Source organism: Bacteroidales bacterium (genome assembly GCA_035647615.1).
Classification (GTDB): domain Bacteria; phylum Bacteroidota; class Bacteroidia; order Bacteroidales; family 4484-276; genus SABY01.
The window spans coordinates 127,193-147,270 of record DASRND010000003.1; the positions used below are offsets into that span (position 1 = coordinate 127,193).

Sequence of the window (20,078 nt, forward strand, 5' to 3'; positions counted from 1 at the left end):
AGATCATGAAGCCAAATTTCAAAAATATCAATATAAAGTCGTCACCTGTTTCTACCCGCAATGCTGCGGAATGGGAAGCAGATCATAAAATCAGTGCCGACTGGAAAACACCGGAGCAGATTTCTGTAAAGCCGGTTTTTACACAAGCCGACCTCGAAAATCTCGAACATCTTGATTATGCTGCCGGCATACCGCCTTATTTGCACGGCCCCTACTCGACCATGTACGTGATGCGCCCCTGGACCATCCGTCAATATGCCGGTTTTTCGACAGCCGAAGAATCCAATGCTTTTTATCGACGCAACCTGGCCGCCGGGCAAAAAGGACTCTCCATTGCTTTCGACCTTGCCACACACCGAGGCTACGACTCCGACCACCCCCGCGTGGAAGGTGACGTAGGTAAAGCCGGCGTGTCCGTGGATTCGATCCTCGACATGAAAATCCTTTTCGATCAGATACCACTTGATAAGATGTCGGTGTCGATGACCATGAACGGAGCCGTACTTCCAATACTTGCTTTTTATATCGTGGCCGGGCTGGAACAAGGCGTAACTCTTGAGCAAATGACCGGAACCATCCAAAACGATATTCTCAAAGAGTTCATGGTGCGCAATACTTACATTTACCCCCCTTTGCAATCCATGCGCATCATCGCCGACATTTTTGAGTTCACCTCGCAAAAAATGCCACGATTCAACTCCATCAGTATCAGCGGCTACCACATGCAGGAAGCCGGTGCTACTGCCGATATCGAGCTGGCCTATACCCTGGCCGACGGTCTTGAATATCTGCGCACAGGCATAAACGCCGGTATGGATGTCGATACTTTTGCTCCACGGCTTTCTTTTTTCTGGGGTATCGGGATGAATCATTTTATGGAGATCGCCAAGCTGCGCGCAGCACGACTGTTGTGGGCCAAGATTGTAAAACAGTTCAATCCTAAAAATCCAAAGTCGATGGCTTTGCGTACACACTCGCAAACATCGGGCTGGAGCCTTACTGAGCAAGATCCTTTCAACAACGTAGCACGCACCTGCGTGGAAGCGCTTGCTGCAACCCTGGGACACACCCAGTCGCTGCACACCAACGCATTGGACGAAGCCATTGCACTTCCAACCGATTTTTCGGCACGTATCGCGCGTAACACACAGATATTCCTTCAGGAAGAAACCAACATCACCCGTTCAGTCGATCCATGGGCCGGTTCTTATTATGTCGAAAAACTTACCCACGACATCGCACACCGCGCCTGGGAGCTTATAGAAGAAGTGGAAGAGCTGGGCGGAATGGCCAAAGCCATCGAAACGGGAGTGCCAAAGATGCGCATCGAGGAAGCCTCGGCACGCAAACAAGCCCGCATCGATGCTAACCGCGACACCATAGTAGGTGTTAATAAATATCGGCTCGAGAAAGAAGACCCCATGGAGATTCTCGACATCGACAACACTGCTGTGCGCGATGCACAGATAAAGCGACTGGAAAAGCTGCGCGCCGAACGCGATGACGCTGCAGTGCAACAATCGCTCGATGCCATCACACAAGCATGCGAAACAGGAAAAGGAAACCTGCTGGAACTTGCCATCGATGCCGCCCAAAAGCGTGCTTCGCTGGGCGAGATCTCGACAGCATGCGAAAAAGTTTTCGGAAGATATAAAGCAGTAATCAGAAGTATTTCAGGAGTGTATTCATCAGAAACCAAAGGCGACGAAAAGTTTGCCAAAGCCTGCGGGCTTGCAGATAAATTTGCTGAGCTCGATGGGCGACGTCCGCGCATCATGATTGCCAAAATGGGTCAGGACGGCCACGACCGTGGCGCCAAAGTAGTAGCCACCGGCTATGCCGATATGGGATTCGATGTGGACATCGGACCGCTGTTTCAAACGCCAGCCGAAGCAGCCCGTCAGGCTGTAGAAAACGACGTGCATGTGTTTGGAGTTTCCAGCCTGGCAGCAGGACACAAAACATTGGTTCCACAGGTTATTAAGGAGCTGGCTGCGCTGGGACGCGAAGATATTATGGTAATCGTGGGTGGCGTTATCCCGCATCAGGATTATCAATATCTCTACGATGCCGGTGCTGTAGCCATTTTTGGCCCTGGCACAGTAATTTCAGAAGCAGGTATCAAAATCCTGGAAATACTCATCGAGAGCCGAAAAGAATAAATGAAGTTGTCAGGTTGTCAAGTTGAATTTTATCAACTTAATAATCAGATACTAATTGCAACCCGGGAAATTAAGCGTCACTTCGTAGCTCGCGCTATTGAATATTTCGTAAGCTTTTCCGGGTTGTAAATTTTGTAGGGTATTGATTGCTTTTTCGGGCCAGTATACTTTTGTTCCTGCCACCTCTTTTATAGCTTTTATCTCCTGACGAAATCCTACAAAAGCATCTATCGATAACTGTTGCAGGCTATTGACCGGCATCAGCGACCATCCGGGTTTCGCTTTGAATACAGGTGCGGGATATTGCTGATATCCCTGCAAGGTCAGCGTACAACTTTCGGTGGTTTTGATATAATAACCTGAATGGCTGGTCCAATGATCGATATCACTTTTGGTGGTGTGCGGAAACATTATGCCGCTGTCATTATAAATGACGATAATTTTCCCGATAATAGTTTCTAATACAGCGAAAATATCAGCGTTGGGCAGAATGATGCACGAAGAGATGGCTGACCAACCGGCAGGAATCGTCAGCGTTTGCGTTGCCGCCTCCAACACGTTGATATGCGCAGTATCGCTTGACAAGGTAAAGTAGGGATTGGTGAAAATGCAATAATACGAACCAGCATCCACCGCCGACACCTGAGAAACGTAATATTCGCTTCCGCTGATAGTTTGCTGCAATATGCCATTGCGATACCATTGAAATTGTCCGGGGACAAGGCTTTCAATTTCAAATTCCAGATGCAAAATATCGCCGGCAATAAGCGTCTGATCTAGCATATTTTCATGAATCACCACGGGATATTCAAAATGCACAGGAAGAGTATCGGTAACAGCGAGCTGGCAAGGTGATAATGGCATGGCTGTCAACGAAAGCTGCACATGACGCATTGCATGGTCGTTATGGCCGGCATAATAATTTGTTTCAGGCGCACCTGCATCAGCAAAGCTGCCATCTCCGGAAGTTTGCCACAGGCACGACTGATAGTTCTTAGCCAGACCAGGCAAATGCACTGTATCGGTAATGCTGATGATTTCCCGAGGCAACTGCACCGTGGGGTTTTTATAAATCCTCAGCTCCATCAAAGCCGATTCCGAAAGGGTACAGGGGTGATTGGGAAAGGCAAATAGTACCAGATAGCACAAACCAGTACCTGTCTCATAAGGGCCTGGGGTATAGGTGGTAGTAAGTGCATTTGGATCTTCATAGGTTCCGTTTCCTCCATAGATGACCCATTGTATCTGTTGATAGTTTTGGGCTTGTCCTGAACAGGCAACAACATCACCCGCACAAATTGTCTGATCGGCGCCAACGCTGGCAGACGGTCTGGCCATAACTTGCAGCGTGAGGGAATCAGCGGCGATAAACGAACACGGCTCATGAGGAAAAGCCTGCAACACAAGGAAAATTTCATTGCCTGTCATATCATTGTTTCCTGGCTCATAAACAGGATTGAGCGCTGTGGGATCGTCGAAAGTGCCGTCGCCCGAAGATTTCCAAAGCAACGATTGGTAATTGATGGCGGTAGCTTCTGTCAGCGAGTACACTCCTTCACAAAGCAAGGTATCAGAACCTGCCGAAACTTCGGGTGAATCATAAATCATCAGTTTCATGCCGTTGATGCAGGGAGTCGCACAGGGCGCTATCACATTGGCGATCAACAAAAGACTTACCTCACCATTCAAACAATCGACAGTTCCCGGAGTATAAAGAGGTGTAAGTTGGCTATTATCATCGAAAGTTCCGTCGCCAATACTCAGCCACACAAGGCTGCTGTAATACGATGCTGTTCCCTGCAATTGATAAGTCTCTCCCTTACACACAGCATCTTCAAATCCGGCAAAACATTGCGGTGCCGGCACAATGGTAATTTTTACCGAATCGACCATGCGGGTGTATGTGGGCGTGCTATTTATCGCCACCAGATAAAGAACTGCCCCTCCCGAAGCAATATCGCCCACACCAGGGGTGTAGGTGGTTTGAAGCTGGGTATGATCATCAAAAAAACCATCGCCGGTATGCGACCACGAAATGAAATAATAGTCGGTAGCGTAGCCATGCACAGGAATCGAACCCCCAGAGAGGCAAACGGTGGTATCGTTTCCTGCGAATACGGTCATTCGCGATCCGGGATCACCAAATTTATTCCCATTTGCAATGCGATGCACCCTTTGATAAGGCGCAAAGTTTATTTTTTTAGAAAAAATTTCTGATAAATTTATTGGTGACTGGCTTAAGGAATTCAGGGCACTTACCTTAGGAGCCGGCAAAACCAATAGCAATAGCGCTATTTGTAAGAAATAAGTTTTCATTGCTTTAAGGTGTTTATTAGGAATTGATTACGTGGTAAAAATACTAAAAGAAAAAACATTAAAAGAAAGATTAATCGATTTTTTAATGAAAAAATATCTCATAAATGTCCTTTTTACGCACCACAATGGGCATGTGCGGGGAGGAAATGATAGAGTGTGCTGTGAAAAGATTATTTTTGCACTATATTAATATTAACAAAAAATAACTAAAAAAGATCGGCCTTGGCTATAATTGGTTCCATTATAAAGCGAGCGATAGAGCTGCGCAGCTTAAGCAATAAAGAAAATCTAAAAAATTTTGATGGTTGCCGGGCGCAAAAGATTGTACTAAAGAAGCTTTTGCGTAAAGCGCAATTCACACATTTTGGCGAAGCCTATAATTTTCCAGATCTATTGCGCGCCTCCGATCCGGTAGCTGCTTTTCAGAAAACTGTTCCTGTTCACGATTACAATTCCATATTCAAAAAGTGGTGGTACCGATCACTCAATGGTGAAGCCTTTGTAGCATGGCCGGGCCGTGTAAAATATTTCGCTCTCAGCTCTGGAACTTCCGAAGCATCGAGTAAATACATCCCGGTAACTAACGACGTGCTGCGATCGATCAAAAAAACCAGTGTAAGGCAATTGCTTTCGCTGGCGCTGTATAATTTCCCGCCCGAATTTTTTGACAAAGGCAAAGCAATTCTCATGCTTGGTGGCAGCACACATCTGCAATACAATGGTACCTACTATGCCGGCGACCTGTCGGGCATTACCACCGGCAACATACCTTTTTGGTTTCAATTTTTTTACAAACCCGGAAAACGCATTTCTAAAGAAAGAGACTGGAACACCAAACTTGAGGAGATTGTAAAAAAAGCTCCCGACTGGGACATCGGGGTAATTGTGGGAGTGCCAGCCTGGCTGCAAATACTCCTCGAAAGAATCATCAAAGAGTACAATCTCAAGACCATCCACGATATCTGGCCCAATCTTTCGATTTATGTGCATGGCGGCGTGTCGCTGGCACCCTATCTCAAAGGTTTTGAACGCATGCTGGCGCGGCCACTCACCTACATGGAAACCTACCTGGCCAGCGAGGGTTTTATCGCTTACCAGAAACGACCAAATGTAGATTCGATGATGCTCTCGCTGGATACAGGCCTTTTTTTCGAGTTTGTACCATTTAACGATACCAACTTTGATGAAGAGGGAAATCTGAAAGAAAATCCGCAGGCGCTTACTCTGGGGCAGGTAGAAGAAGACAAAGAATACGCACTACTCGTCAGCAGCAATGCCGGCGCCTGGCGATACCTGATTGGCGACACCATCAAGTTCACCTCCAAACGCCTCAACGAGATTCGCATTACAGGACGCACCAAACATTATTTGAGCCTCTGCGGAGAGCATCTTTCGCAGGAAAATATGAATCGTGCCGTAGAATTGATGTGCCAGGATATGAACGCAGATGTACGTGAGTTTACAGTTGCCGGAATAAAACACGACTCGATGTTTGCCCACAAATGGTTTTTGGGAACCGACGATGAACTCGACCCGGAAGCAGCATGCAACCAAATCGACGAGCATCTGAAGCTGCTCAACGACGATTATCGCGTAGAGCGCATTGCCGCCATCAAAGATGTGATTGTAGAAGTGTTGCCTTCCAAAGTGTTTTATCAATGGATGAAAGAGCACGGAAAAGAGGGTGCACAAAATAAATTCCCACGGGTAATAAGAGCCCGCCAACTCGACGAGTGGGAGGAATTTATCAAAGACTTCAAAAACAACAGCAAATAATTCCTGTTTCGAAAAAAATCTAATAAATTGAAAATATTTTCAATAAATTAATTACTTAAGAGAGAAGCAAAAGCGGATTTTTGGAACACGATAGTGCATCTTCTCATGTTGCCGATAGCCGAAATGGTTTTGTTTCAATTCAAGATTGTTTCTATTTTTGCCAGATCGTAACGGATCATCCCGAAACATCGGGCTGCTAACATTCTATTTTTGCTACTAAAATTATCTGATGAATCCTTTTTTCGAAGGTGTTATTCTTGGAATTACTTTGGCCGTATTGTTAGGTCCTGCACTTTTTGCGCTTTTACAAACTAGCATACAGGGTGGATTCAGAGCCGGCATGCGGTTGGCTTTTGGCATCTTCCTGAGCGATCTTACTCTTGTGTTTCTTAGTTTTATCGGTGCCTTGCAGATTGTTTCCACAGGCAACAACCGGATTACCTTTGGCATTATTGCAGGTTTTATTCTGATTATTTACGGTGTTTTTACTTTTTATAAAACAACAAAGCTCAACGGCAACGGTGGCACCGAAAGCCACAATAAGTCGCGCTGGTTCACGCTTATTGCCAAAGGCTATTTTCTGAATATTGCCAATCCCTTTGTGTGGCTTTTCTGGATGAGTGTAACGGTTGGCGTTACCTCGAGTTATGGCGATAACACGCAGCAGGCTGTCTCCTTTTTTACCGGAGCTTTGCTTACCGTTTTTACTACCGATCTTGTGAAAGCCTATATCGCCAAACGCATCAAGACATTGCTCAATACCACCAATATCAAACGCATCAATCAGTTTGTCGGAATATTGCTGTTTGTATTTGGTATTGTGCTGATGGTGCGGGCGCTGATGATAAAATATCCCCTCTTTGGCTACTCGTGGTAAGGCTGGATGTCTTTGATGTTGAGCTGCAACGAAACATGGCCGTTCCACTCGTTTTCTTCCACATGGTAACAAATGGAAAAGGGTCGTCCGCTTTGCACCACAGGAAGTTTATCCCCTTGCTGAAAAGCGATTCCCGACACCGGAAATCCTGAGATATCGGGATGCACCACACTAAGTTTTAGATGGTTTTTGCCCACAATACTTGCAAAACCAGTATCAACGAGGTTTTCGGTGAGAAATGTTGGAGCCATATTGTCGGGTCCAAAGGGTGCAAATTGCTTGAGAACTTTAAAAAACTTTGTGGAGATATTGTTGAGCTTTATCCTGGCGTCGATGGTTATTTCGGGAATCAGCATGTAATCCTCAATGGTGTCGCAAACTATTTTCTCAAAACGTTCGCAAAAAGCCGGAAACTTCTCCGGACGAATCGATAAGCCGGCAGCATATTTATGTCCGCCAAAGTGTTCGAGTAAATCAAAACACTGATCGATGGCATTGTAAATATCAAAATCTTTTACCGAGCGTGCCGATCCAGTGATCAGGCCATTGCTTAGGGTGAGGATAATGGTAGGACGATACCATATTTCGGTAATGCGCGAAGCCACTATTCCCAGCACACCTTTGTGCCATTCGGGATGGAAAACGATGTTTGATTTTCGTGAAGGATGAATGGGATCGTTTGCCAATATCTCGGTAGCATGCTGTGTAACCTGCACATCAAGGTTGCGCCGCTCGGTGTTGAATTGATTGATCTGTTCGGCCTTTTCTACGGCTGTTTCGATGTCTTTTGCGATAAGCAACTCCACCGAATTATTTCCGCTTTCCATACGTCCTGCGGCATTTATGCGTGGCCCGATAAGAAATACCAGATCGCTGATGGAAAGCTTGCGGTTGAAAGCAAACTCCTCGTCGACATAATGGAAATCGGTTTTCTTACGAATATTGCTGTAATGTAAAATAGCTGTAAAGCCTGGCCGTGGATTAGAATTTAACAGCTTCAGGCCATAATATGCCAGGATTCTGTTTTCGCCGGTGATAGGCACAATATCCGAAGCAATGCTCACCACTACAAGATCCAGGAGTTTCTCGAGGCGCTTGAAAGGCATGTGATTTTTGCGTGAAAAAGCCTGTACCAGTTTAAAACCCAATCCGCATCCTGATAATTCCTTGTAAGGATAATTGCAATCGTTGCGTTTGGGGTCGAGGATAGCATAAGCCGGCGGTAAAGTGTCACCGGGTCGGTGGTGATCCACCACGATAAAGTCGATACCCTGATCGACTGCATATTGCACATTGGCCACTCCTTTTATGCCACAATCGAGTGCGATGATTAGGCTATAATTATTCTCGTGGGCAAAATCCACACCTGCTTTTGATATTCCATATCCTTCGGCATAGCGGTCGGGGATGTAAAAACCAACATCTTTGGCGAGCGATTTCAAAAACGTATAAACCAGCGCCACGGCGGTGGTGCCATCCACATCGTAATCGCCATACACCAGTATTTTTTCGCGGTTGCGTATGGCCTTCTCGATTCGGTAAATGGCCTTATCCATATCCTTCATCAGAAAAGGATCGTGAAGCTGCGTAAGTTTTGGGCGGAAGTAGTTTTTGGCCTCGTCGAAGCTGGTCACCCCACGTTGCGCCAGCAGATTAGCAAGAATAGTACTAATGTTCAGCGCCCGGGATAATTCCATCACAAGATCATTATCAGCTTTATTTTTGATTACCCAGCGCTTCTGCATGTTTTAACTATTTGTGCGTAAAGATAAAAAGAATGATTTACATCAGACTTAAATTGTTAACACTTTCTTCACGCTGATGACGCTGAATCCTGCAAGTGGCATCATTTTGAGAGAATTAAAAAAAAGATTTTAATTATAAATGTCTGTCTCCAAAGTGGAGGATTTTCTGTGTTTGGGCGAGGCTGTGCCTGTTTCAATTCCAAAATAAATTGATTGGAAAAAACAGGAAGAGCCCGAGAATTCAAGTACCATCACGCCATTAAATCCCGAAACGAATTGCCTCCACGGGATCGAGACGTGAAGCCGTTAATGCCGGCATAAATCCCGATACCAAGCCGATGATTGTAGAAATTAATAAACCGACAACGATATTATCAAAAGTAAGGACAATCGGAAAAGGCATCGCACCCTGCACGAGCAATGTTCCGATGTAGATAAGCAGCAAGCCCAGCAAACCGCCCATAAGCGAAAGAAATACTGCTTCAAATAAAAATTCGAGAAGGATAAAAAGCCGTTTTGCTCCGATGGCTTTTTGTATTCCAATGATGTTGGTGCGTTCACGTACCGAAACAAACATGATGTTGGCAATACCAAAACCACCCACCAACAAAGAGAAACCCCCGATGATCCAGCCTATCATGGCCAAAGCACTAAATAAAGCCTGAAGCCCTTGATTGATAATGCTTACCTCGTTGATGGAAAAGTTGTCTTCTTCGCCGGGTTTAAGCTTGCGCAATGAGCGCATCAAACCGGTGAGTTCGTCGCGTAACTGCTGGTTGCTCCCCACATTTCTGGTTTTTACCATAATGGTGGTACCAACACGCCGCATGTTGACAAAATTGCGTGCGAAATTTAGTGGCACATACACCTGTTCATCACTGGAGCTGCCAAAAGTACCACCACCCTGCGCCTTCAGGATCCCAATGATGGTGGCTTTGCCACCAAATATTTTGATGGTCTTGCCCAATGGATCGGTTTGCGGAAAAAGTGTTTCAGCAATTTTAGCTCCGATAATGGCCACATTGCGCCCGGCCTGTGATTCGAGCGGGTTAAAATAGCGTCCCTGAACGATGTCCAGCGGCATCACCTGCTCGTAGTCGTGCGACACTGCCTGGACGGTTACATTTTCGTAGCTGTTGTTGAGATATTTCACCGTGCGCCGCATCCCAAAATTAAATGCAGCGGCCTGCGCGGCATCTACCCTTTCCTGTATCGCCTGCAGCTCGTCAATTGTAGTGTTGGGGCGGTTCATGTATTTCCACCACGGATAGTCCTCGCCCATGGCCCATGGCCACTTTTGTATAAACATCACATCATTGCCCAGCTCGCTAAGGCTGTCGCGGATGCTGCGCTCCAACGAGTCGAAAACCGAGAACACTGCTATCACCGAAAAGATACCAATGGTGATGCCCGAAAGCGAAAGAAATGTCCGCAACCGGTTGACAACAATAGATTGAAAAGCGTATTTGAAACTTTCTGCAATGAGTTTTATTACCAGCATAATATTATGGTTGGACGATTTTTGGACGGTAAAAGTAATGGATTCTTCAAATATCAATTTTATTAAAAAACATCCCGGCTGCAGTTTTTTGGATAATTTTGCGCGCCTGTAGCTATATTATTAATATTAAAAGAGATAACACCAAAATGGAAGTACCGAAGAAGATAAATACTGCGCTGATATCCGTTTACAACAAAACAGGTATTGAGGGGCTGCTTCGGGATTTACAATCGTACGAGGTGACGATTTATTCTACCGGCGGCACCTGGCAATACCTGCGAAGCCTCGGACTCGACGCCATAGCAGTGGAAGATATTACCACTTTCCCATCCATTTTGGGAGGCCGTGTAAAAACGCTTCATCCGTTGGTTTTTGGTGGCATCCTAGCACGTCGCGATCAGGCCGCCGACCGGGAAGAAATTCGTCAATACAACATTCCGGAAATCGACATGGTGGTGGTGGATCTTTATCCATTTGAACAAACGCTGGCCGCCACCGACGAAGAGCAGGCCATCATCGAAAAGATCGACATCGGCGGCATAAGCCTCATCCGCGCAGCAGCCAAAAATTTCGCTGATGTGCTGGTGGTTCCTTCTGCCGGTTTATACGAAGAGGCGCGTGAAGTGCTCGCCGCGAACAATGGAGCTACCACACGTGCCGACAGGCAACATTTTGCCGCGCATGCTTTTAGCGTTTCCTCGCATTACGACACGGCCATTTTTGGTTACTTCAACCGCGGAGGCGCCATCAACGTTTTCAAGCAAAGCATCAACGAACAGAAGGCGTTGCGCTACGGCGAAAATCCACACCAAAAAGGATTTTTCTTTGGTGATCTTTCTGCCAACTTTGAGCAACTGCACGGAAAAGAAATCTCCTACAACAACCTTAACGATCTGGATGCAGCCGTCGAACTGATTCGTGATTTTGAAGAACCCACCGTGGCGATTCTCAAGCACAACAATGCTTGCGGACTGGCTTCACGACCACAATTGATCGATGCGTGGAAAGCTGCTTTGGCTGGTGATCCGGTGTCGGCATTTGGTGGCGTCATTATCACCAACATGCCTGTTGACGTCGAAACTGCACAGGAAATTAACAGGCTTTTTTTTGAGATTATTTTGGCCCCAGCCTACTCCGACGAAGCGCTGACGATATTGAAAGGAAAAAAGAACAGGATCATTTTATTAAATAAAAAATTTTCAACACCGGGCTTGCGATTCAAATCATTATTGAACGGCGTGCTGGCGCAGCAACCCGACACCAAAACTGAAACTGCCGATGACCTGAACTTCGTTACCAACCGCTCGGCCAATGAACGGGAAGTTGCAGATTTGCTTTTTGCTAATAAAATTGTAAAACATACCAAGAGCAACGCCATCGTGCTGGCCAAAAACGGGCAGTTGCTGGCAAGCGGCACCGGCCAGACTTCGCGCGTGGATGCCCTGCGGCAGGCCATCGCAAAAGCAAAGGCTTTTGGTTTCGACCTGCACGGCGCTGTGATGGCTTCCGATGCTTTCTTCCCTTTTGCCGACTCGGTAGAAATTGCCCATGAAGCCGGCATTGCGGCGGTGGTGCAGCCCGGAGGTTCCATCCGCGACAGCGAAACCATCGAATTTTGCGACAAGCACCACATGGCCATGGCGCTTACCGGGTTTCGACATTTTAAGCACTAAGTCGGAAATCACAAATGACAAAACATAAATTGCAATTTTCAGATAAGAATCTTTATTTTAGAAATGCCCATACTACGATGGATTTTCCTAAAACTATAGAATCTAATATTTAATGAAAATCTTTAAAAACTAATTTTTAAATAATAGCATCAAAAGAGACTAAATTCATACAAAAACATCGGTTACTCTTATTTTACCTAATTTTGAAACTTTAAAAAACAATCTTCTTTATTATAAAAAAACATGGGACTGTTTTCATTTTTTACACGCGAAATAGCTATTGATCTTGGTACCGCCAACACCATCATCATTTACAACGACAAAGTTGTAGTGGACGAACCCTCCATCGTGGCCATCGAGCGAAGCACGGGAAAAATTATTGCCGTGGGCAAGCGCGCACAAATGATGCATGGCAAGACACACGAAAATATAAAAACCATCAAGCCATTGCGCGACGGCGTGATAGCCGACTTTCAGGCAGCCGAATACATGATTCGCGAGATGATAAAAATGATCGGTATCCGGCAAAGCCTTTTCCCACCGGCACTCAAGATGGTAATTTGTATTCCGTCGGGCATTACCGAAGTGGAAGAGCGCGCCGTAAAAGACTCGGCCGAGCAGGCCGGCGCCCGCGAAGTGCGGCTTATCCACGAGCCTATGGCAGCAGCTATCGGCATCGGCATTGATGTGCTGGAACCTACCGGCAACATGATCATCGACATAGGCGGCGGCACCAGCGAAATAGCTGTAATTGCGCTGGGCGGTATCGTAAATAACAAATCCATACGCATCGCCGGCAACGACTTCAACGCCGACATAGAAGAATATATGCGCAAGCAGCACAACATCAACATTGGTGAGCGCACAGCAGAACGCATCAAAATAGAAGTAGGCGCTGCGCTTCCGGAACTCGACAATCCTCCCGACGACTTTGCCGTGCATGGCCGCGACATGCTCACAGGTATTCCAAAAGAAATTACGGTAAATTATGCCGAGATCGCTCATTGCCTCGACAAATCGATTTCGAAAGTAGAAACTGCTGTTCTGCAAGCTCTGGAGATGACACCTCCCGAACTCTCGGCCGACATCTTCCGCACAGGCATTTATCTGGCTGGCGGAGGCTCGATGCTACGCGGCCTCGACAAACGGCTCCATCTTAAAACCAAGCTTCCAATACACGTAGCTGAAGACCCCCTGAGAGCCGTAGCCCGTGGTACCGGAATCGCTTTGAAAAACTTCGACAAGTTTACCTTCCTTATTAAATAATAGGTGAGCAAGTCGCAACATTTGCTATGCGAAATCTGATCGTTTTTCTGTGGAGACACAATTTCTTTTTCATCTTTCTGCTGCTCGAAGCATTGGCGCTGTTGCTGGTTGTTAATAACAATTACTACCAGCGCCGGGTGATGGTAAACACCACAAGCGACATTAGCGGAAGCCTCCTAAGCACGGTGAATGAAATAACGGCTTACATTTCTTTGAAAAAGGCCAACCAGATTCTCTCAGAAGAAAACGCACGACTTTCAAACAAGCTCCCTTCAGCTTTTATGCGCACCGATACTGCACAGTTTTTCGTCAACGATAGCCTTTTCCGTCAGCAATACCAATATGTTTCGGCCACGGTGATAAGCAATTCCATAAGCCGGCGCAACAATTATATGAAGATCAACAAAGGCCGCCGCCATGGCTTGCGCCCCGACATGGCCGTGCTGGCACCAAACGGAGTGGCGGGTCAAATCATTGAAGTTTCAAAAAATTATAGCTCGGTAATGTCGATGCTCAACAGCCACACACGCATCAATGCCAAGCTGAAAAACTCTAACCAAAGCGGCTCCCTTTCCTGGACCGGCCACGACTACCGTTTTGGCAAGTTGGTGGACATCCCATCGCACGTCAGCATCCACATCGGCGACACGGTGGTAACCAGCGGCTACTCGCACATTTTTCCCGAAGGCCAGATGCTGGGAACTGTCGAAGAATTTAGCCCTGCTCCGGGCGATAACTTTTGGGATGTTAAAATCCACTTTTCGGTAGATTACAACAACCTGCAATATGTTTATGTGGTGAAGAACCTGATAAAAGAAGAGTTGCTGCAGCTCGAGAAAAAACAATTAACCGAATAACGCCATGCTACTGACCAACATCTTCCGGTTTGTCATAATACTGCTTTTGCAGGTGCTGGTGTTTAGCAATGTGAGCATCAGCGGCTACATTTATCCGGCATTTTACGTCTATTTTATTCTGTTGCTGCCCTTCGAAACCGCCGGTTGGTTGTTGTTGCTTTCGGCATTTGCAATGGGCATAAGTGTGGATGTTTTTACAAATAGTCTGGGCATTAATGCCGCCGCCGCTGTATTTACGGCATTTGTTCGTCCGGCTGTTATCCGCATCCTTCGTTCCGCCCGCGAGTATGAACCAGGAATAGCACCTGGCATCAAAGACCTGGGAGTTCGCTGGTTTTTTTTGTATGCCATGATTCTCATCATAATCCATCATGCGGCGCTGTTTCTGGTGGAAGCTTTCACCTTTGATAACTTCCTGCAGACACTCCGCCGCATCCTCGCCAGCTCAGCAGTTACGCTGGGATTGGCTTTGATAGCACAACTATTGTTTATCAAACAAGATAAAAAATGATTTCCCGTTACTAATCCAATATTTTAATTTGTTAATTTTTAAACCAAGAAAAAGAGTAAACGTATGAAGAACATTTTATGGATCACCCTATTTGTAATGATATTTACAGCATGTTCGGAACCTCCTAAAAACCATTACGAGATTACCGGCAAACTGGAAAAGTTAACCCCCGGATTGGTGGTACTTTCAAAAGTGGCAGATAACCAACTGGTTCCTGTCGACTCGATACAAACGACCGATGACAACTTTACCTTCGAAGGAACCATCGACCAGCCGGAAGTATATTATCTGAGCTTTATAGCGGATCAGATGATGCATCATTTTTTTGTAGAACCCGGCGTTATTCGGCTTGAGGGCACTGTTGAAGCTCCTGTCATCACCGGAATGGCAACACAGAAAATTTATGACGAATTCAACCAGAGCATGGCTCGTCTGGATGCCGACCGTCAGAAACTTTACGAGGAATTCAGCCTCGCTATGGACAATGGCGACACCGCGCAGCTCCAGACCATTCGCACCAAAGCCGAAAGTATCGACCAAACGCAGGATGAATTTGTAAAAGGGTATGCACTTTCGCAAAACACATCCGTAGTGGGTCCTTACATCGTCGTGAACAACATGTTCAATTACGACCTCGACGACCTTAAAGTTGCGCGCGAAGCTTACGGAACAGAGCTTGACAACAGTAAATACATTAAGATTCTGGATCAACAAATCCACAAACTCGAAAGTGTTGAAATTGGCCATCCAGCCCCTGTTTTTATTCAAAACGATACAGCCGGAAATCCTTTTTCGCTCGAAGATCTCAGAGGCCAATATGTACTCATCGACTTCTGGGCTTCCTGGTGTGCCCCCTGCCGGCATGAAAACCCTAATGTAGTTGACACCTGGCAGAAGTATCACAACAAGGGTTATACGATACTGGGCGTATCGCTCGATCGTACAAAACAAGCATGGCTCAGTGCCATCGCTGCCGACAACCTCACCTGGACACATGTTTCTGACTTGAAGTACTGGAGCAACGAAGCTTCTAATTTGTATGCTGTAAGCTCAATTCCAGCCAACTTTTTGATAGACCCGCAGGGAATCATCATCGCCAAAGATTTGCGCGGCGAAGACCTTCAGGCAAAACTTGCGGAGATTTTTCAATAGGTGAAAGTAATCCATTAGCTTTTGGTGAATGCTTGAATAATTACGGGGCGGAGCGCTTCTTTTTTACCTCACCCCCGGCTCCTCCCCTTCAAATGGCAGGCTCCGTAGCCCAGGCGTTTACGCCTGGGATTATGTGAAATACCGAGAATAACTGAGGGCATTTATGCCCTTTCAGTAGATCAAATTAAATGTTGAAAGGGCGTAAACGCCCTGCAAAAAAGAGTCGGGTGATCTATTAAAATCCCCAGCCATGAATGGCTGGGCTACGGAACAGGAGACGCACTGGATAAATAAAAGCTGCGAACTTTGCGTCGGCAGCCTTTTTTATTTCGATACATTGCTGCGTCTTTTCAAATCGCTCAGTTCCTTTCCATAATCGTACTGCAAGTCTTCATGGAGTGTGCTCAATACCTTTTGTAGCTTATCAATCTGGCGGAGATAAATATTCTTTAATGCATTACTGTTTTCCATACAACCAGCAAATTGCTGCATCTGCCGGCAAAAGTGCAAGAGCAGCTCCACCTCTGTTGGTTTTAATCCCGAATAACGGATATACTTTTGGGCTGTCCTGAGGATTTTTCGGGTGCTCTTTTTTACAAAATAAATGGAAGAGGTGTTGATTTCCGAAAACTGCCGGTCGATTTCCTGTTTCACCATAAGGATGTAAGCCGGTTCGTCATCGGAATCGAAAAGTAAGTAGGTGAGCAGCTCTTTATTTTCTTTTTTAAAACGAGCCATGCGCAGGCAAAATTCCGTCAACTCCTCCGGTGAATGGTTTCTTAGCGCCTGCTTCAGTTGATTGATAGAAGCGGGTTTCAGAGGGGTTGCTGGCTTTTCAGAGTTTTTGCTCATTTTATAATCCCTGTGGAATTGGGCTTTTCACGTAAGATGATTTTAGCAAAACTACTAGAAATTATGACTACCTTTTTTTACATTAAAATCAACACCGATCTCCTAATGTAAAATGGTCAACATAAAGCATCTGTATCAAAATCAACCCCTCCCATCCATTTAGAATTACTATAAATTAAGCTGTGAATAGAGGGGTAACCACAGCCAATCTTATTTCGACACAATACATTTTACCACCCCGGCCGAACTTGCTGATGCATATCTGCAGATGTAAACACCCTCGTGAACTCGATTGCCATAGCTATCGCTCAAATCCCAATCGATTTGATGCTTTCCGACAATGCCATTAGCCAGGGTAAGCTGGCGAATTAGTTTGCCATTCATATCAAAAATCTGCAGCTCATTAATTCCAGGATCGGGAGACAAAAAAGTAAATGTTATAACTTCTGTTGCCGGGTTTGGACTGGCCACAAGAATGCCCTCAGTGATTTCAGAGAAAACTACGCCTGTTGGTTCTGATCCTACAAAAGCTCTGACATCGGTTCCTTTGCCAGCAAGCACCAGTGTACCATCCTTTCCGAGTATCGGACCAGTGGCGCTGCCGTATGGCGCACTCAGCTCCCAACGCAAAGTAAGATCAGCGTTAAAACTATACAACATTCCATTGGCTGTACCACCATTTGTAACGTAAATGATACCATTTGCATCAATGGCCATACGCGGTGAATAGGCATCAACAAAAAATATCTCCTTGCTGAGATTGATCGCAGCCCCAGTCTGTGCATCAAATCGCATCAACGATACGCGGTTGTAGGCATAAATAGTTTCATCCGGCCCCACTCCGAAAGTAGCAAAAGGTGTATAAGGTATGGCTACTGCCCAAAGACGTTGAATACTATTTCCATCATCAACCAAAGCAAACAGGCTGTCGGTTTCAGCAACGTTTTGACAGTGGGGCAGATAAACCATACCATTGTTATCGGCAAAAATTCCTAACTGATTTACAAAGCCACCCACCAGGGGCTCTGAAGTGCGCAACAACTCCCCGGTTTCCAGGTCAAAAGCTGCCAGACCCACCATGTTGAAGAGGTTGATGGTGGTGTAAACGTAGCCACCGGATACTATAGCGCTACTGCCACCATCGTAGGATTGACGTTGGGTACGCCACACTACCTCGCCGGTTTCCTTGCTGAACCGTGTCAGGTAATACATGCTCCCTACTATTGGGTCGCCATTGGGTTCAAAGGTGAGTCCTTCAGTGGTTCCTTCGGTCATTACATCTTCCGACTTCCACAGAATCGTCCCCGTTTCCACATCCAAAGCATAAAGGTAAGATTCGTTTGCATTTCCAGAGCGGGTGCAATACACCCGGCCATCATTTATTGCCGAAACCCTGCTGCGCCAGTCGGTGGCAGGAAAGTCAACCGGCAGCGAAGCAGTCCAAAGGGTATCGCCTGTTTGTAAATTGTGCATTACGATTTTGGTGCCCTGCAGCACGTCACTTATGCTGTGCATGCGCGTCATAGCCAGATAATCCCCATCGCATACGGCCTGCTGAGCTATCACCGAGTTTAAGCTACCCGACCAAAGTAATGTAGGTTCTGTAGGGCCATGAAATTCGCTTTGCCCGTTGCGCAGACTATTGCCGCCAGGGCCGGTGTTCCACCCCTGAGCTTGTAAATTGGTGGCAGCAATGGTCATTAATGCAGCAAAAAACACAGTTGCTGTCCTGAAGAACGTAAATTGATTTTTCATAAATTTCATTTTTTTAATGATGATTAAAGTGTTTGACAAAAAGTGTATTCAGATCAAAATATTCAAAAAGCAAAATTAGTTAGCATCTTTGGAAAATCATCTACGTAAAACTACGTAATTTATCCTTAAAATCTCCTGCCTAACAACCTGTGTTTTACGCCACGTCTTATTTTAGACCATTTTATCAAATAGTGTTTCAAATACTCCGGACAAGGCGATCGGTCGTGTGGGGTACCACTATGCCGGCACCACCAGTGGGTTAGACTTTTTTTAATGATGATTATTTTTTGATGATTAACAAATGCATAAATTAAGACCTTTGCAAATAAAAAACATCATGATAAAAGGGTTTCGTGGACAACTTTTCGATTTTATTAATGATAACAGCACAGACAACGCCGGCGCTATACACAGATATTTCGCTGACGGGCTGCTCCTCGTTGAAGCGGGAAAAGTTGTTGCTGCCGGCGATTACGGAACGCTTGCCCATCAAGTTGCCGGGGCTGAAATTGTGGATTATGGCAACTGTCTGATCATGCCGGGATTTGTAGATGCCCATGTACATTCGGTGCAAACCAAAGCCATTGCTTCCTACGGAAAAGAGCTACTCGACTGGCTCGAAAGTTATGTGTTTCCGGCTGAAACACTTTTTGAGCAACCGGAGTATGCCCATCAACACACTCGGTTTTTTCTAAAGCAACTCCTGAAAAACGGCACCACCACTGCGGCGATTTTTTCGTCGGTGCATGCTGCTGCTGCCGAAGCTATTTTTATAGAGGCATCGAAACTAAATATGCGCATCATTGGCGGCAACACCTGGATGGATCGCAACGCTCCCGAAAAGCTTTGCCTGCCGGCAGAATCATCCTATGAACTTTCTGCACATCTTATTCAGAAATATCACAACCAGCAAAGGCTGCATTTTGCCATTACGCCACGCTATGCCATCACTAGCAGCCCGAAATCTCTCCGGCTGGTGGCAGAGCTTTTCGCATCACGAAGCGATCTTTATTTGCAAACACATATCTCGGAAAATAAGAAAGAGATAGAAACAGTGCGCCGAAATTATCCGCATCGCAGCAATTATCTGGACGTTTATGATTATTTTGGATTGCTCTCTCCACGCACACTGCTGGGGCATGGCATACATCTTACCGACGAGGAGTTGAAACGCGTGGCTGATAGCAAAACAAAAATCATCCATTGTCCCTCTTCCAACCTTTTTCTGGGCAGCGGACTTTTGGAATTTTCCCGGTTGAAGCGCCTCGGAATTCAGCTTGCAATGGGCAGCGACGTGGGCGCCGGCACCAGCTTTTCGATGCTACAAACATTGCAGGATGCCTACAAAGTTTCAGCGCTCAAAGGCGAACCGCTCAGCGCCATGGACGCCTTTTACGCCATCACGCTGGGAGGCGCCAAAGCCCTGCAACTGGATGGGATGATTGGTAATTTTGATAAAGGAAAAGAGGCCGATTTTGTGATAATTGATCTATCGAAGGATGAATTGATCCAATACCGCACCCGTGACGCCTCCCTCGAAGAGCTGCTTTTTGCCATGATGATCCTCGGCGACGACCGCGTGATAAAAGCCACCTACCTGATGGGGAAATTGGCGAAGGAGGATTGACGAAGGAC

Annotated in this window: 14 protein-coding genes; 9 read left to right on the forward strand and 5 right to left on the reverse strand. The window is 46.1% G+C overall.

What is annotated here, in order from left to right; genetic code table 11:
* The first annotated feature begins 5 nt into the window (after positions 1-5).
* A complete protein-coding gene (gene scpA / locus VFC92_01130) occupies positions 6-2,162 on the forward strand; it encodes a methylmalonyl-CoA mutase (GenBank protein HZK06779.1) in 2,157 nt (718 codons plus the stop codon).
* Between the two features lie 51 nt (positions 2,163-2,213).
* Here the strand turns inward: scpA and VFC92_01135 are convergent, their stop codons facing one another.
* The gene (locus tag VFC92_01135; GenBank protein ID HZK06780.1) at positions 2,214-4,286 is read right to left on the reverse strand and encodes an immunoglobulin domain-containing protein; all 2,073 of its coding nucleotides are present in this window, start codon (positions 4,284-4,286) and stop codon (positions 2,214-2,216) included.
* Between the two features lie 414 nt (positions 4,287-4,700).
* Between VFC92_01135 and VFC92_01140 the strand changes: the two genes are divergently transcribed.
* Together VFC92_01140 and VFC92_01145 are read left to right on the forward strand one after the other, a co-directional pair.
* Positions 4,701-6,254 (forward strand): GH3 auxin-responsive promoter family protein, encoded by a 1,554-nt coding sequence (locus tag VFC92_01140; protein HZK06781.1) that lies wholly within the window; start codon positions 4,701-4,703, stop codon positions 6,252-6,254.
* Positions 6,255-6,483: 229 nt separating this feature from the next.
* Positions 6,484-7,131, forward strand: a complete 648-nt coding sequence (locus tag VFC92_01145; GenBank protein HZK06782.1) for a LysE family translocator — start codon at positions 6,484-6,486, stop codon at positions 7,129-7,131.
* Here the strand turns inward: VFC92_01145 and recJ are convergent.
* The gene (gene recJ, locus VFC92_01150) at positions 7,119-8,876 is read right to left on the reverse strand and encodes a single-stranded-DNA-specific exonuclease RecJ (protein HZK06783.1); all 1,758 of its coding nucleotides are present in this window, start codon (positions 8,874-8,876) and stop codon (positions 7,119-7,121) included. The genes VFC92_01145 and recJ overlap by 13 nt on opposite strands.
* Positions 8,877-9,135: 259 nt before the next feature.
* Entirely contained in the window at positions 9,136-10,434 is a 1,299-nt protein-coding gene (locus tag VFC92_01155; GenBank protein ID HZK06784.1) for an ABC transporter permease, read from the reverse strand.
* 89 nt (positions 10,435-10,523) lie between these two features.
* Between VFC92_01155 and purH the strand changes: the two genes are divergently transcribed.
* The 5 genes from purH to VFC92_01180 all read left to right on the forward strand — a co-directional run bounded on the left by purH (position 10,524) and on the right by VFC92_01180 (position 15,836).
* Positions 10,524-12,050, forward strand: coding sequence for a bifunctional phosphoribosylaminoimidazolecarboxamide formyltransferase/IMP cyclohydrolase (purH, locus tag VFC92_01160; protein ID HZK06785.1), 1,527 nt, complete (start codon positions 10,524-10,526; stop codon positions 12,048-12,050).
* Between the two features lie 243 nt (positions 12,051-12,293).
* On the forward strand, positions 12,294-13,316 hold the full coding sequence (locus VFC92_01165; protein HZK06786.1) for a rod shape-determining protein: 1,023 nt from the start codon (positions 12,294-12,296) through the stop codon (positions 13,314-13,316).
* A 26-nt stretch (positions 13,317-13,342) separates the two neighbouring features.
* Complete coding sequence (gene mreC / locus VFC92_01170; protein HZK06787.1) at positions 13,343-14,173, forward strand: rod shape-determining protein MreC; 831 nt, start codon at positions 13,343-13,345, stop codon at positions 14,171-14,173.
* A 4-nt stretch (positions 14,174-14,177) separates the two neighbouring features.
* Complete coding sequence (locus VFC92_01175; protein ID HZK06788.1) at positions 14,178-14,684, forward strand: rod shape-determining protein MreD; 507 nt, start codon at positions 14,178-14,180, stop codon at positions 14,682-14,684.
* A gap of 63 nt (positions 14,685-14,747) precedes the next feature.
* A complete protein-coding gene (locus tag VFC92_01180) occupies positions 14,748-15,836 on the forward strand; it encodes a TlpA disulfide reductase family protein (GenBank protein HZK06789.1) in 1,089 nt (362 codons plus the stop codon).
* 324 nt (positions 15,837-16,160) lie between these two features.
* Here the strand turns inward: VFC92_01180 and VFC92_01185 are convergent, their stop codons facing one another.
* The gene (locus VFC92_01185; GenBank protein HZK06790.1) at positions 16,161-16,688 is read right to left on the reverse strand and encodes a hypothetical protein; all 528 of its coding nucleotides are present in this window, start codon (positions 16,686-16,688) and stop codon (positions 16,161-16,163) included.
* Between the two features lie 210 nt (positions 16,689-16,898).
* On the reverse strand, positions 16,899-18,443 hold the full coding sequence (locus VFC92_01190) for a PQQ-binding-like beta-propeller repeat protein (protein ID HZK06791.1): 1,545 nt from the start codon (positions 18,441-18,443) through the stop codon (positions 16,899-16,901).
* A gap of 301 nt (positions 18,444-18,744) precedes the next feature.
* Between VFC92_01190 and guaD the strand changes: the two genes are divergently transcribed.
* A complete protein-coding gene (guaD, locus tag VFC92_01195; protein HZK06792.1) occupies positions 18,745-20,070 on the forward strand; it encodes a guanine deaminase in 1,326 nt (441 codons plus the stop codon).
* Positions 20,071-20,078: the final 8 nt, after the last annotated feature.

Bases quoted from the DNA above. Each gene is read 5' to 3' on its own strand.
- scpA (HZK06779.1), top strand. From the start codon at position 6: ATGAAGCCAAATTTCAAAAATATCAATATAAAGTCGTCACCTGTTTCT.
- VFC92_01135 (HZK06780.1), bottom strand. From the start codon at position 4,286: ATGACCGTATTCGCAGGAAACGATACCACCGTTTGCCTCTCTGGGGGT.
- VFC92_01145 (HZK06782.1), top strand. From the start codon at position 6,484: ATGAATCCTTTTTTCGAAGGTGTTATTCTTGGAATTACTTTGGCCGTA.
- recJ (HZK06783.1), bottom strand. From the start codon at position 8,876: ATGCAGAAGCGCTGGGTAATCAAAAATAAAGCTGATAATGATCTTGTG.
- purH (HZK06785.1), top strand. From the start codon at position 10,524: ATGGAAGTACCGAAGAAGATAAATACTGCGCTGATATCCGTTTACAAC.
- VFC92_01165 (HZK06786.1), top strand. From the start codon at position 12,294: ATGGGACTGTTTTCATTTTTTACACGCGAAATAGCTATTGATCTTGGT.
- mreC (HZK06787.1), top strand. From the start codon at position 13,343: ATGCGAAATCTGATCGTTTTTCTGTGGAGACACAATTTCTTTTTCATC.
- VFC92_01175 (HZK06788.1), top strand. From the start codon at position 14,178: ATGCTACTGACCAACATCTTCCGGTTTGTCATAATACTGCTTTTGCAG.
- VFC92_01180 (HZK06789.1), top strand. From the start codon at position 14,748: ATGAAGAACATTTTATGGATCACCCTATTTGTAATGATATTTACAGCA.
- VFC92_01185 (HZK06790.1), bottom strand. From the start codon at position 16,688: ATGAGCAAAAACTCTGAAAAGCCAGCAACCCCTCTGAAACCCGCTTCT.
- VFC92_01190 (HZK06791.1), bottom strand. From the start codon at position 18,443: ATGAAAAATCAATTTACGTTCTTCAGGACAGCAACTGTGTTTTTTGCT.
- guaD (HZK06792.1), top strand. From the start codon at position 18,745: ATGCATAAATTAAGACCTTTGCAAATAAAAAACATCATGATAAAAGGG.